The organism is Natronorubrum halobium, from assembly GCF_051351675.1.
Taxonomy (GTDB): Archaea; Halobacteriota; Halobacteria; order Halobacteriales; family Natrialbaceae; genus Natronorubrum.
In genome coordinates this window covers 355,560-368,073 of the sequence record NZ_CP195596.1, presented here as the reverse complement: position 1 = coordinate 368,073, position 12,514 = coordinate 355,560, and the positions used below count along the sequence as shown (strand labels likewise).

General features: G+C 52.9%; 11 protein-coding genes and 3 pseudogenes. 6 read left to right on the top strand and 8 right to left on the bottom strand.

From position 1 onward, the window contains the following. Window positions 1–413 precede the first annotated feature (413 nt). A complete protein-coding gene (locus tag ACSFC7_RS25685) occupies window positions 414–809 on the top strand; it encodes a nuclear transport factor 2 family protein (RefSeq protein ID WP_436348104.1) in 396 nt (131 codons plus the stop codon). A 324-nt stretch (window positions 810–1,133) separates the two neighbouring features. Here the strand turns inward: ACSFC7_RS25685 and ACSFC7_RS25680 are convergent, their stop codons facing one another. Further along, window positions 1,134–1,514 carry a nuclear transport factor 2 family protein gene (locus tag ACSFC7_RS25680; protein ID WP_436348103.1) on the bottom strand — a complete coding sequence of 127 codons (381 nt, stop codon included), beginning with the start codon at window positions 1,512–1,514 and terminating at the stop codon, window positions 1,134–1,136. A 235-nt stretch (window positions 1,515–1,749) separates the two neighbouring features. On the opposite strand from ACSFC7_RS25680, the pseudogene ACSFC7_RS25675 reads away from it, so the two are divergent. After that, window positions 1,750–1,958, top strand: a pseudogene (locus tag ACSFC7_RS25675) (ISH3 family transposase); the annotation flags it as partial. Window positions 1,959–2,307: 349 nt separating this feature from the next. Here the strand turns inward: ACSFC7_RS25675 and ACSFC7_RS25670 are convergent. After that, window positions 2,308–2,808, bottom strand: a complete 501-nt coding sequence (locus ACSFC7_RS25670) for a nuclear transport factor 2 family protein (protein ID WP_436348102.1) — start codon at window positions 2,806–2,808, stop codon at window positions 2,308–2,310. Between the two features lie 191 nt (window positions 2,809–2,999). On the opposite strand from ACSFC7_RS25670, the gene ACSFC7_RS25665 reads away from it, so the two are divergent. Then, window positions 3,000–4,142, top strand: a complete 1,143-nt coding sequence (locus ACSFC7_RS25665; RefSeq protein WP_436348101.1) for an acyl-CoA dehydrogenase family protein — start codon at window positions 3,000–3,002, stop codon at window positions 4,140–4,142. A gap of 121 nt (window positions 4,143–4,263) precedes the next feature. On the opposite strand, the pseudogene ACSFC7_RS25660 reads toward ACSFC7_RS25665, so the two are convergent. The 3 genes and pseudogenes from ACSFC7_RS25660 to ACSFC7_RS25650 form a co-directional block, all read right to left on the bottom strand. Beyond that, window positions 4,264–4,740: pseudogene (locus tag ACSFC7_RS25660) on the bottom strand (ArgK/MeaB family GTPase); the annotation flags it as partial. Continuing rightward, window positions 4,737–5,153, bottom strand: a complete 417-nt coding sequence (locus ACSFC7_RS25655; RefSeq protein WP_436348100.1) for a cobalamin B12-binding domain-containing protein — start codon at window positions 5,151–5,153, stop codon at window positions 4,737–4,739. The gene ACSFC7_RS25655 and the pseudogene ACSFC7_RS25660, both read right to left, overlap by 4 nt. Before the next feature lie 142 nt (window positions 5,154–5,295). Further along, window positions 5,296–6,996, bottom strand: coding sequence for an acyl-CoA mutase large subunit family protein (locus ACSFC7_RS25650; RefSeq protein ID WP_436348099.1), 1,701 nt, complete (start codon window positions 6,994–6,996; stop codon window positions 5,296–5,298). 200 nt (window positions 6,997–7,196) lie between these two features. On the opposite strand from ACSFC7_RS25650, the gene ACSFC7_RS25645 reads away from it, so the two are divergent. Together ACSFC7_RS25645 and ACSFC7_RS25640 are read left to right on the top strand one after the other, a co-directional pair. Next, window positions 7,197–7,985, top strand: coding sequence for an enoyl-CoA hydratase/isomerase family protein (locus tag ACSFC7_RS25645; protein ID WP_436348727.1), 789 nt, complete (start codon window positions 7,197–7,199; stop codon window positions 7,983–7,985). A gap of 139 nt (window positions 7,986–8,124) precedes the next feature. Beyond that, complete coding sequence (locus tag ACSFC7_RS25640) at window positions 8,125–8,562, top strand: PaaI family thioesterase (RefSeq protein ID WP_436348098.1); 438 nt, start codon at window positions 8,125–8,127, stop codon at window positions 8,560–8,562. Here ACSFC7_RS25640 and ACSFC7_RS25635 read toward each other — a convergent pair. Then, the gene (locus ACSFC7_RS25635) at window positions 8,559–9,344 is read right to left on the bottom strand and encodes an SDR family NAD(P)-dependent oxidoreductase (protein ID WP_436348096.1); all 786 of its coding nucleotides are present in this window, start codon (window positions 9,342–9,344) and stop codon (window positions 8,559–8,561) included. The two genes, ACSFC7_RS25640 and ACSFC7_RS25635, sit on opposite strands and share 4 nt — an antisense overlap. A 290-nt stretch (window positions 9,345–9,634) precedes the next feature. Between ACSFC7_RS25635 and ACSFC7_RS25630 the strand changes: the two genes are divergently transcribed. Next, window positions 9,635–10,699 (top strand): phosphotransferase family protein, encoded by a 1,065-nt coding sequence (locus ACSFC7_RS25630; protein ID WP_436348094.1) that lies wholly within the window; start codon window positions 9,635–9,637, stop codon window positions 10,697–10,699. A gap of 42 nt (window positions 10,700–10,741) precedes the next feature. On the opposite strand, the gene ACSFC7_RS25625 is transcribed toward ACSFC7_RS25630, so the two are convergent. Beyond that, window positions 10,742–11,167, bottom strand: a complete 426-nt coding sequence (locus tag ACSFC7_RS25625) for a universal stress protein (protein ID WP_436348093.1) — start codon at window positions 11,165–11,167, stop codon at window positions 10,742–10,744. Between the two features lie 190 nt (window positions 11,168–11,357). After that, window positions 11,358–12,509, bottom strand: a pseudogene (locus tag ACSFC7_RS25620) (3-hydroxyacyl-CoA dehydrogenase family protein); the annotation flags it as partial. Window positions 12,510–12,514: the final 5 nt, after the last annotated feature.

Genomic DNA, 12,514 nt, shown 5'->3' with positions numbered 1-12,514 from the left:
TAACATCTTCGTAAGCCCATGATGGGAGTCTGTGTAACGTGCGTCAGTTGGACTATGCGGAATTGTGGTCGTCATATATCCAACCAGTCATTGATATAGACATGCACTTAAATATTCTGTTTACTGTTGCATGTTAACAAGGGATGGGCACTATTCAGACACCAAACACAATCAAACATAATGAACTTAGGGTTCTCTCCGTAATGAAATACGTGTCCTCTGCTTTTCGGAAGAGTATAGAATACTCTTCAGACCCCTTCTGCTACTGTGTCTGCCGGCATTGCAGGCCATATCAGATTCTCGGACTCCACACATCATGGATCGCTTTGCAAGAGGTTGTTCGTCATCGGTCCCTGTGGGCTCCACCCAAATTTTTTATAACTCCGGACAGACCCTCATATCGAGGTACTACGATGACAACTGACGACCTGAAATTACTGGATAAGTTCCAAGAGGCGGCTGGTGGGGACGAACCGGACATAGAGACGATGAGGGATCTCACCCACCCTGATTGTACAATGACACAACCAGAATCACTCCCATACGGTGGCACGCTGGAAGGGAAGAGCATCTGGGAGGAGGAGTTTTCCGCGTTCGCTGAGGAATATGAGAAGTTCGATTTTGAGAGACGATGGATGGAACAAGCAGGCGACTGGGTCGCAATTTATTTCGACATCAACGGAAAGGTTGCTGATGGAGATGAGTTCGATACATCAGCTGTTGAACTGTTTAGAGTCGAGAACGACCAGATAGTGGAGGCAGAAGTGTTCTACAAGGACACTGCTAAACTAATCGAAGCAGGACTTTGAGAAACCAGCGTACCGAACGACTCATTTTATCGTCTCCATCTCGGAGAAACGTCAGAAAATATCTCAACATAATAATTGAAAATAACACTGTCTGGACTATCCGAGCAGAACGGATCGACCACTACGACGCCCGTCTCGAGAAGGTGATCAAGTACTTCCTGAGAGCATCGAACAAACGGTCGCCACCGAGATGAGTTACAGAGAACAGCAGATACTGGGCTGTACAACGGACTTCCTCTACTCTGATTATTCATTAATTCTCACAATTCTTGGAACGGACCGAAGAAACTCAGCTGTTCGGATGGATAGCAGTCTACTGCCCGTCTACTGACTCGCTTGAAGGATTTTCTCTGTATCTCTGTAGAACACTTCCTCCTCGATGATCAATCCATCTTCGACGCGAATCAGTTCGATAGCCGTTGATTCGAATGCTGTTCCGCCTGTTGGTGTACCTTCGACTGAGACATAACACAGTACCTGATCTCCAGCTTGAGTGACCCACTGGAGGTCCCACGAGAAGTCCTCGTACGCGGCATCCATATCTGCGAACAGATCCGGGACGCTTTCGTACGTTCCGCCGTACGAGAGCGATTCGGGTTCCCGCATGATATAGTCTGGGTGTGACATCTCGACGACCGTGTCCATGTCTCCTTCTCCAGCCGCGTCTAGGAACTGTTCCACGATTTTAACATCGTCTCTTGCCATTGTGTACCATTGACGTACAATGCTCCCGGATATAAATGTTGGGATGAAGTGAGACTGCGGGTGTGGTTTCACTTATGATTATCATGTTTGGTACGAACCCTTAGTTCGTCCATTTGAGCTCGGTTAATACTCATCAATCACCTTTGTTAATCCAGTACACTCGGTACTTCCCAACTGGTGTGAGAGCCGGAGCTAAAGCATCGGATTGATGAGGAAGATGTCTGGTTGAGGTGATGTGATCAAACTCTCCCAATCAGACGGTGTTCTTTCGGCGTCGGATGTCAAGGTGTAGCGGAAGAGGTAGTCGGTCAGCTCCCGCTGCCAGGGATCGAGGGCTCGCCCCTCAATCTCGGCGAGATATGGGATGTCGTCATCCTTGCAGCAGTCAACCAGACCTCCATCTGGGAAACCTGCAACGAGCACGACGCTGCCCCATGTGACGACATGGGACATCGCAAAGCCTCTCGGGTCCGGACCGTAACCGACCCCACCGTGTCGGTCACCATCAACGGTGAGCTATTCGACCACTAGTTTCCTTTCCGATGCCAGATGCTGCGGGCGCAGTTTGTCTGTCTCCTCTACCATATTTTCGTCTGCTTCTACCCGGCCAATCGTTTAGCACAGATCCTCGATTAGGTGATCATTGATGTATCTCCGACTTAGGATGATTTCAGCGTCACATACGCTATTACGCGACCCGAATCAACTGTCTCGTTGATGGCTGCTCCATACCTTTACGAAGGGATGTCTATTCGCAAACTAATTTTTCTGAATCGGTTGGGTGAACAGATAATTAGCCATCGTCATTCGATATTGCAGTACCAAATTCGATAAGTTCACCCCATCGATCGTCGTGGGATAACCCGTAATCGAATCGATTTCGCGCGTCAAATGTGTGCGATACCGACGAGTGTTTCCACTCTCCGTCAACACGTTGATACGAATCTGTGTATCGACCTTGTCGCCATCCCGCAATTTCATCATCTTGCAACGCGAAGAAGATATCAACGAGCCATCGTCCGGTGGCTGTATCTTCATCAATTTCTATCTCTGGATGATGCATCACATGTGCTGAATACTCGAATGCAGGGGCGACGGTCTCCCTGGCTAGAGAAAGTAGTTCCTCACGTCCATGGAACGTTCCAAGTCCACTGAACGTACACTGGGCGTCTGGCGTAAACAATTTCGTCCACTGTTTCCAAGACCTGTTATCGAGATGCCGCGCATATTCGTATTTAAGCTTCTTGATATTTTCACGATCCTCGAGTCGTTGTACTCGCTCTTCTAGCTCCATAACTGGTGGTTGTTGAAATGCTAAATAAAAGTTCTCCACTAATATTTTTGATCCCGGTGTAGCCTTTCTCGACCTATTTCCAGTAGCATGTTCCCTTCACCATCGTTCAAATAGGACGGCTTGCACGGCTTACTGGAACCATTTTCGACAAAGAGGAACAGCTATAATCTGTTCGAGTGAAACCCTTTCGCATGGAGCTTCGCTTTACTGACGAGCAACGCCAGATCGTGGAGATGGTCACGGAGTTCGTTGACGAGGAAGTTGTTCCGGTAGCTGGAGAGATCGACCAAACGGACGACTTTCCACACGAACTCGTCGATGAACTCGCGGAACTTGGCTTGATGGGAATGCCGTTTCCTGAGGAGTACGGTGGTTCGGGACTCGATTATCACGCGTATCCGGCAGCCTTGGCAGAAATCGCCCGCGGGTCGGGCGGACTCGGAACAATCGTTGCCGCACACACCTCACTGGCGGGGAACATGCTCTATGCATTCGGAACTGAGGCTCAGAAGGAACAGTATCTGACACCAGTGGCGGCGGGAACGGATATCGGCGCGTTTGCACTATCGGAAGCGGGGGCCGGCAGCGACGTGTCGGCGATGGAGACGGTAACCGAGCGAGATGGAGACGGCTACCGTATCAATGGCGGAAAACTCTGGATTTCAAACGGATCGGTCGCGGACACAGTCGTACTGTTCGCAAAGACCGACGCGGATGCAGGAAGCAAGGGAATTTCCTCGTTTATTGTTCGCCCTGAGGAAGACGAGGGGTTCATGGTTGAGGGGACTGAGGATAAACTCGGTGATAAAGGCTGTCCAACCGCTGAATTACGCTTTGACGATCTCTGGGTGTCCGCTGATCGTCGGCTGGGGAAGGAAGGGGATGGATTCGTCCAAGCGTTGAAAACGCTTAATGGCGGCCGTATTACCATTGCTGCCCGAGCGATTGGTATCGCACAGGCAGCTCTGGATGAGGCAATCAACTACAGTCAGGAGCGGGATCAGTTTGGCCAATCGATTGCTGACTTTCAGGCTATTCAGCACAAAGTGGCTGACATGGACACGAAAACGCGTGCTGCGCGGTTGCTTATGCATGACGCTGCCGATAAGAAGATTCGTGGTGTGAACTTTATCAAAGAGGCAGCACAAGCAAAGCTCTACGCCAGTGAAGTCTCCCGTGAGGTCGCCAATGAAGGCATTCAGATCCATGGCGGCTACGGCTATACAAAGGATTACCCCGCCGAACGATTCTATCGGGACGCAAAACTCAACGAAATTTATGAAGGAACGAGTGAAGTCCTCCGAAACACGATTGCACAACACCTATTGGAATAATTTGGGATGGTGAACTTAGGCAGTTTTCCGACGGGAACACACCGACACATCCTCCAATCTCTCTTTCGTGTCCTCTCAGAATACCCTATCCCCGACACACGAAGTCATACACCTACTCGAGCCTATCTACCTCAAGTCCGTTTTGGCCGGCACCAACCGTTTCGATAATAATCTTGTCCTTGCCGAATGCGTCCATCGCCTTGACGGCGTCTGCAGTCGCCGTCGAGAGCCCACCGAGTGTCCCGCGAGCGCTCATTGAGCGGACAAATACGTCCATGTCTCCGACCGTCGATGCCATCCGAATGCGATCACCGAGCACTGCACCGCCCGTAAACGGAGAGGATGGATCGATTGCGATTATTCCCACCGTCTCGCCTCGATCGCGGTAGGTTTGGGCAAGCTTGTCGACCAATGTCGATTTCCCTGCACCCGGCGATCCCGTAATACCGATCACGTCGGCGTCGCCCGTGTATGCATAGAGTTCAGAGACAATATCTCTGTAACCCGGCGTGCGGTCTTCGATTTTTGAGATGACCCGAGCCAACGCTCGATGTTTCCCTGAACGCAATTCCTCGAGTAGTACGTCGTTTGTACTCATCGCTCAGGCGCGTTTTCACGGACGAATTCGATTGTCTCCTCGATCGATGTCCCGGGACCGAAGATTGCAGAGACACCCTCTGCTCTGAGGTCCTCGCGATCCTCGTCGGGAATAACACCGCCAGTGAGAATGAGCGTATCGTCTTTCGCGTCGTACTCCTCAAGTCCGTCCATAATTTTCGGGACGAGTGTATCGTGTGCGCCCGAAAGAATCGAGATCCCTAGCACATCGACGTCTTCTTGGACTGCTGCTTGCACGATCTCTTCAGGGGCTTTGTGTAATCCCGAGTAGATCACTTCGAAGCCGGCATCGCGGAACGCACGGGCGATAACGTGTGCACCCCGGTCGTGGCCGTCGAGGCCAACTTTGGCAACCATACACCTGATACTTTGTTGATTAGTTTCACCACTCATACGTCAGTGTTTGCCGTATCCACGTATGATAGTATCGAAATTGAAAATACTTCCTTGTGGTGTACTGCTCGATTTGTAACCGAGAGGATCTGTCTCAACTCTGCCTCTCGTAAACAACGCACAAGGCTGTTTCCTGTCTTAGTTAGACCGGACTGAGCTGTTCTTGGTACGAACCGTGATGGTCTTCGAGCACTTGCATGATCTCGCCCATCGTCGCGTAGGCCTTCACTGCAGTAATGATATACGGCATGACATTCTCGCTGTTCTCGATAGCCGTTGATAGTGCCTCTAACGCCGAATTGACGGCTTCATCGTCGCGTTCGTCTTTGACACGCTCGAGTCGCTCGAGCTGGCGTTTACGGGTTGTATCATCTACCTTTAAGATATCAGGTGAGGTGTCTTCCTCGATCGTATACTTGTTAACACCGACGACGACCTCTTCGCCGCGTTCGACGTGCTGTTGATACTCGTAGCTTGCATCACCGATCTCGCGTTGGAAGTAGCCTTGGTCGATACCGTCAAGGACACCATCGCGGATCGAGCCGTCACCGATCTCCCGAATCTCTTTGATATAGGACATTATTTCGGATTCCATCTCGTTGGTGAGTTTCTCGATTGCGAAACTGCCGCCCATTGGATCAACAATATCAGCAGCCCCCGACTCGTCAGCGATGATCTGTTGAGTACGAAGGGCGACGCGAACTGCCTTCTCACTGGGAAGTGCCAGTGCTTCGTCGAAGCTGTTGGTATGCAGTGACTGCGTGCCGCCGAAAACACCTGCAAGTGCCTGAATCGTAACACGGACAATATTGTTGAGCGGTTGCTGAGCGGTTAACGATTGGCCTGCCGTCTGGGTGTGGAACTTCAGTCGCTTTGACTCGGGTTGGTCTGCATCGTACCACTCGTCCATTACGCGAGCATAGATGCGCCGTGCGGCCCGGAACTTTGCGACCTCTTCGAAGATACTGTTGTGGGAGTTAAAGAAAAAGGACAGTAACGGTGAAAACTCGTCGACATCGAGTCCGCGGTCGAGACAGTCTTCAACGTATGCAAAGCCATCAGCGAGTGTGAAGGCTGCCTCTTGGGCCGCCGTCGAACCAGCTTCACGAATGTGGTACCCCGAGATGGAGACGGGGTGGAAGTTTGGCGTCTCTTTGACGGCAAACTCGATCGTATCGGTAACGACATCAAGTGACGGACCTGGTGGGATGACCCATTCTTTTTGAGCGATAAACTCCTTGAGCATGTCGTTTTGGAGGGTTCCCCGAACCTCGCTTCGCTCAATTCCTTGTTGGTCTGCCAGTGCGATGTACATCGCGTAGATAACTGCTGCAGACGGATTGATCGTAAACGAGGTAGAAACCTCGCTGATGTCGATACCGTCGAAGAGGATTTCCATATCCGCGAGCGTGTCGACTGCAACTCCCTCTTTCCCGACCTCTCCCTGACTCATCTTGTGATCCGAATCGATGCCCATCAGCGACGGCATGTCGAACGCCGTCGACAGTCCAGTTTGTCCCTCATCAATGAGATAGTGAAACCGTTCGTTCGTCTCTTCAGCAGTTCCGAATCCGGCGAACTGACGCATTGTCCACGTGCGTCCACGATACATCGTCGGATACGGGCCTCGCGTGTACGGTGGTTCGCCGGGAAATCCAATGTCGTCATCAAAATCGAGATCTGCGATGTCATCTGGCGTATAGAGCCTGTCGACTTCGTGGTTCGAGACCGTTGCGAATCGGTCCTGTCGCTCACCATGGTTTTCGAGCACTGGTTCTAGTGTCTCTGCTTCCCACTGTTCTTGTTGCTCCCGAATCGCATCAAGCTCCTGCTCGTCGTACATTGGTATGTTCCTGAATGCCAACCTTCTAAAGTCTTGTTATTGGTTACCCAATACGTCTGCCACGAACCCGATTGCAGCAGCAATATCGCTCGCTGTCGTTGTCGGAACGATATCGGCTGGTAGCTCTCTTGCAAGCCTTATCTCTGGCTGTCCATGGCGAAGCAAAAACTGTTAACAAAGCCGATAGCCTACCCTGTTCCATGGGTACATACGACAACCTGTCGATAGACCATGACGATGGTGTTGCGACCGTCACTCTCGATAGTGCAGCCGGACGAAACGCGCTCACACTCGAGATGGCCAACGAACTCGTCTCGGTAGCAACGACACTCGGTGAGGACGCAGACACTCGCTGTATCGTACTGACGCATGCAGGTGATTTCTTTGGCTCCGGTGCTGATCTCTCGGCGTTAGCCGGCGACGAGTCCGATACGGCACACCTTCGAGAACTGGCTGGTCGGGCCCACGAAGCGATTGTGCAATTTCATCGAACAGAGACGCCGGTCGTTGGCGGCGTAAATGGGACTGCTGCTGGTATCGGATTCAGCCTCACGCTGTTCCCAGATCTCCTGATTCTGGGTGAGGATGCGCTACTCAAATACGCGTATCCGGGAATCGGTCTCACTGGAGACGGTGGTGGGACCTTTTTCTTGCCGCGGTTAGTCGGACTCCGTGAAGCAAAGCGGATCGTCCTTCAAGATACTCCGATCAACCCCGATGAGGCTGCGGAGCTGGGATTAGCCACCGAAGTTGTCTCGAGTGACGAATTCAACGCGCGACTGGCTGATATCGCCAGCGAGGTTGCGAGTGGCCCGACTCATGCCTTCGGAACGACGACACGCTTACTCACTGAGAGCTACGAGCACTCACTCGAGCAACACCTCGCGGCGGAGACGGATGGAATTGCTGCTGCAGCGCGAACGGACGATTACGAGCGCGGGCTCAAGGCCTTTTTCGACGGAACGGACCCGGAGTTCATCGGTCGGTAGTTCGGGTCCGTAAGCGCCAACGCTGTGTGTCGAGTGTGTTGATAAAAAACCTGTCACTAGATATTTGCCCTCTGGTATGAACGTTTCATGTGCCGTTATCGACGATATTATGGATGTGTGCTGGTAACGGACTATCAAGATGGATTTGCCAACATATCTTAATGAGAAGGTGCCATTTCGAGAGGTAGTCGAATTTACGATCACGGAGGCTGCGGCTGGGCACGCTGAAGGATACATAGAGCCCGAACCGGAGTACTCGCTTCGAGACGATCGCTTCGTTGCTGCTGCGCCGGTCGCATTTACGCTTGCGGATGCTGTTGGGGCAGCAGCGGTCATCTCGAAGACAGATTCACTTGCCCCCCTCGTAGACATGCGTGTGGATTATCTCCGTCCCGCAACGGCCGATCTGCAGGCCACTGCTGACGTGCTCCGCTGTGGGGAAGACATTGCAATTGCCGATATTGTCGTCCGGTCTGCGGACACGGCGGTCACCACGGCGAGAGGTGCCTACAAGACCGGGGACCTAAGCGCTGACTCCCCATGGTCAGTCGACGTCTCTGAACAAGGGGATGATTAGACGACCTGATAACCGCCGTCGATGTACAGTTGTTCGCCGGTAATATACGATGCTGCGTCACTACATAGCATGAGCGACGGAGTAGCAATTTCGTTCGGATCACTCGGTCGCCTCATCGGAATCGTTTTGTGAAGTTTTCCATCTTCGATGGCTTGCTTGGCCGCTTCGGCACCGCCCTCTGAAAGTTGCGTCGGCGTGAGTCCGGGTGCAATCGCGTTCACCCGGATACCGTACTCCGCTAATTGATAAGCTGCACTTCGTGTAATCATCCGTACTGCCCCTTTTGTCGCGTCGTACTCGATATGATTCGTCGAGATGAGATCAGAATTTGGGGATGATGTGTTGAGGATCACACCCGGATCATCACGCGCTAGCATGTCCTGAGAAGCGTATTTACAGCCAAGAAGGACACCACGGACGTTGACTCCGTGTAGTCGGTCGAGTGACTCCGCAGTCACGTCGAAAAAGTCCTTACGTTCAACGATCCCTGCATTGTTTACCATGATGTCTACACCGCCGAACTGGCGTGCCGCTTCGACGAGAGTTTCGATCTGCTGGGGGTCAGAAACGTCGGTCTGGATGAACTCCGCGGACCCACCACTGTCGTTGATGACTTCGTGTGTCGGCGCTGTATCAGGGTCTCGCGGCTTCTTTTGGATGTCAGCGACGAGAACCGTTGCATCTGCGCTACCGAACTCGAGTGCGATCTGTCGGCCGATCCCGGAGCTGCCACCGGTAACGATAACCGTCTCACCGTCGAAATCATAGGAAACTGTTCCCATGGTTCTCAGTCACGATACAACATCATATAATTCTATTCAGAAGAGTCGATTGTTCGTTGTTCGGCGGAGCTGTGTTACTGCGCAGCGAGACTTGTTATCAACGTTCTTATCGGCAGTAACGTACTTACGTATCAGTTGATGACCCCCTCGAACGAGTGTTCACTGCGGGCAACTGCCACTACAGTTATCCCACTGTTTCGCTGAGGACGGGGATCCCGCTAAAGATAAATGGCCATAGACCGTTGCCTGGAATATCCACACACTGACTCAACGTCAGACACAGGTGAAACATGCCCAAAGAAGAGTACATCACACGGCTTGTTGACGAGGGCGCTCTCCGCTCGTACTTCGAAACGGAACTCGGCGCTGCAACAGCATTCGAGATCGAACATCACCCAGAAGGACATTCAAATGAAACGCTGTTCGTCACGTGGGATGAACGCGAACTCGTCGTTCGACGTCCGCCGCCGGGCGAGACTGCTGATTCCGCCCACGATGTTCTTCGGGAGTATCAGGTAATTGATGCGCTCCAGCACACCAATATCCCGCTACCTGATGCAGTTCTTGCATGTGCAGATCACTCGGTTATCGGCAGTAGTTTCTACGCCGTTGAAGCGCTCGAGGGCGACGTGCTTCGCGATGAGGAACCGGTGCGGTTTGCAACCCCGAGACAGCGCCAGCGGATTGGCACTGAACTGGTAGAGACGCTGTCGAGGGTTCACTCGGTAGACTACGATGCTGTCGGCCTGCGTGACTTTGGCCACCCGGTCGGTTTTACTGAACGACAGGTCGACCGCTGGACTTCTCAACTTGAGTGGGCATTTGAGCGAACGTCGGACGTTCGGACCGTTCCGACGCTGCTCGAGGTCGGTGACTGGCTCGCTGCGAATGTTCCCGACTCACACCCACAGACACTCGTCCACGGCGATTACAAACTCGACAACGTGATGTTCGAGCCAGACACCACGCCGGAAATTACTGGGGTGTTCGATTGGGAACTCAGCACTATCGGTGATCCGTTAACTGATCTGGGCTGGATGCTGTTTTTCTGGCATACCGACGAATCAACGGCGCGACCACTCCCAGAACTGCAACCGTCGTTCCTGTCTCGAGACGGCTACCAAACCAGACGTGAACTCGTCGACTTATACGAGACACGATCGGACATCACGTTCAAGAATCCGCGATTCTATCTCGTTTTGGCGGCGTACAAGATGGCTGGCCTCGGTGAAATGTTCTTCCGGCGCTACCTTGAGGACAACAGTGACGACCCACTGTATCCCCGTATGGAAGATCGGGTTCCGAAACTCGCATCGTACGCACAGGACCTCATCGAAAGCGAGGCGCCACTGTAACCGTACTCGACCTGAATCAAAAATCGCACAGTGACTGTATTGTTACGCTGAGACCACGGTTACCGGGATATCGGCATGGAGCAACACTGATTGGACGACACTTCCGAACAGGACTTTCCCAACAGGCGACCGTTTTCGACCAGCCATAATAATCCAGTCTGCATCGATTTCATCAGCCGTCTTTGGTATCTCTTTGGGCGGATCTGCGTGCTCTCGACGTTTCTCGACGGTGATGCCGGCATCCTGTAGTTGCTCCTCTGCAAGCGTGACACTCGATGGAAAGTGCGTTTCGTTGTACCAGTCTTCAGAGCTGACCTGTCCACCTTCATCAGCGGCCCCCTCCATTTTTTCTTGGACGTTCAGAATTGTTACCTCGATCGCCTCCGCTGCGTTCGGGAGAGAACGGACAGCATCGACGGCTGCGATTGCCCGGTCTTCCTCGGCATCGATGGGGAGTAAGATACGCATTCTATCACTAGTATGTACAGAGCCGTCTTAAATCTCGGGATATACGGCGAACCGCTTCCTCATGTTCGGCTGCGTTGAAACTGACGTTTATCTCGAATTCCGTCGGTGAAGTCCTCGGGTGACCACTCCCCTGGGTGCAAGCCTAATCGCACGGAAGTCTCGTGGTACCTCTGAGTCAGCGTTCGTCCGGTCCACCGTCGGCTGCCCAATCACGGAGTTGGGCCGACGGCTCGTATCGTGGGGAACCAGTTTGTTCCGCACGCTCTGACAGCACCGTAACAAGTCGCTCGTAGCCGTGGTCTGCCCCCAGTTCGGTCGGTCCGTTCGGGAATCCCGCTCCAAGTTGCACGGCCTCATCGATGGCTGCTGGGTCAGCGACGTCTGCCGCAACGAGTTTCGCGACCTCGTTTACTGCGACGCCGACCAATTGCTCTTCGACATCAGTCCGGTGTTGATCGTCTGGAACCGTTGCCTCGCCGTCTTCGTAGTTGTAAAACCCTTCGCCAGTCTTTTTCCCGTGGGTTCCAGCATCGACCACCTCTGAGAGGAGCGGACACGGTTTGTACGCCGGTCCAAGCGACTCGTGCATGTACTCGATGACGTGTAGTGCGACGTCAATCCCTATTTGGTCCGTCAGTTCGAAACAGCCCATCGGTAGCTCGAGGCTGTATTTTGCGGTACTATCAACTTCCGCAATCGTAGCTTCGCCGGTTTCGACGAGCCATGCAGCCTCGTTTAACATTGGTACCAAGACGCGGTTGACGATAAACCCCGGCACGTCCTTCCGAACACGAACTGGCGTCTTGCCGAATTCCGTGGCGACCTCTTCCGTAAGCGCTAACGTTTCCTCACTCGTGTGTTTACCTGCGATAACCTCGACGAGTGGCATCCGAACTGGCGGGTTGAAAAAATGCATCCCGCAGAACTGCTCGGGTCGATCCGTCGACTCCGCGAGTGTGGTGATTGGAAACGTCGACGTGTTTGACGCAAATATCGCGTCATCGGGCGCATGCTCCTCGAGGTCCGCGTAGACGTCCGTTTTGATTTCCATCTGCTCTGGGACGACTTCGATGATGAACTCAACTGAACGCAATGCAGCCTCGAGGTCGACAAAGGTCTCAATTCGCTCGAGCGTCGCGTCTCCCTCCGCGTCAGTGAGGCGGTCTTGTTCGACCATCTTGGTGACGCTCCATTCGATCTGTTCGTAGCCGTTTTCGACGAACTCCTCGGTAATATCCCGCAGGTGGACGTCGTATCCGGCTAGTGCAGCCACTTCAGCGATCCCGTGGCCCATGTTACCGGCACCAATTACAGCAATTGTACGTACGTCAGTGTGTTCCATACACA

Coding starts and splice junctions, on each gene's coding strand:
- ACSFC7_RS25685 (WP_436348104.1), top strand. CDS start 414: ATGACAACTGACGACCTGAAATTACTGGATAAGTTCCAAGAGGCGGCT.
- ACSFC7_RS25680 (WP_436348103.1), bottom strand. CDS start 1,514: ATGGCAAGAGACGATGTTAAAATCGTGGAACAGTTCCTAGACGCGGCT.
- ACSFC7_RS25670 (WP_436348102.1), bottom strand. CDS start 2,808: ATGGAGCTAGAAGAGCGAGTACAACGACTCGAGGATCGTGAAAATATC.
- ACSFC7_RS25665 (WP_436348101.1), top strand. CDS start 3,000: ATGGAGCTTCGCTTTACTGACGAGCAACGCCAGATCGTGGAGATGGTC.
- ACSFC7_RS25655 (WP_436348100.1), bottom strand. CDS start 5,153: ATGAGTGGTGAAACTAATCAACAAAGTATCAGGTGTATGGTTGCCAAA.
- ACSFC7_RS25650 (WP_436348099.1), bottom strand. CDS start 6,996: ATGTACGACGAGCAGGAGCTTGATGCGATTCGGGAGCAACAAGAACAG.
- ACSFC7_RS25645 (WP_436348727.1), top strand. CDS start 7,197: ATGGGTACATACGACAACCTGTCGATAGACCATGACGATGGTGTTGCG.
- ACSFC7_RS25640 (WP_436348098.1), top strand. CDS start 8,125: ATGGATTTGCCAACATATCTTAATGAGAAGGTGCCATTTCGAGAGGTA.
- ACSFC7_RS25635 (WP_436348096.1), bottom strand. CDS start 9,344: ATGGGAACAGTTTCCTATGATTTCGACGGTGAGACGGTTATCGTTACC.
- ACSFC7_RS25630 (WP_436348094.1), top strand. CDS start 9,635: ATGCCCAAAGAAGAGTACATCACACGGCTTGTTGACGAGGGCGCTCTC.
- ACSFC7_RS25625 (WP_436348093.1), bottom strand. CDS start 11,167: ATGCGTATCTTACTCCCCATCGATGCCGAGGAAGACCGGGCAATCGCA.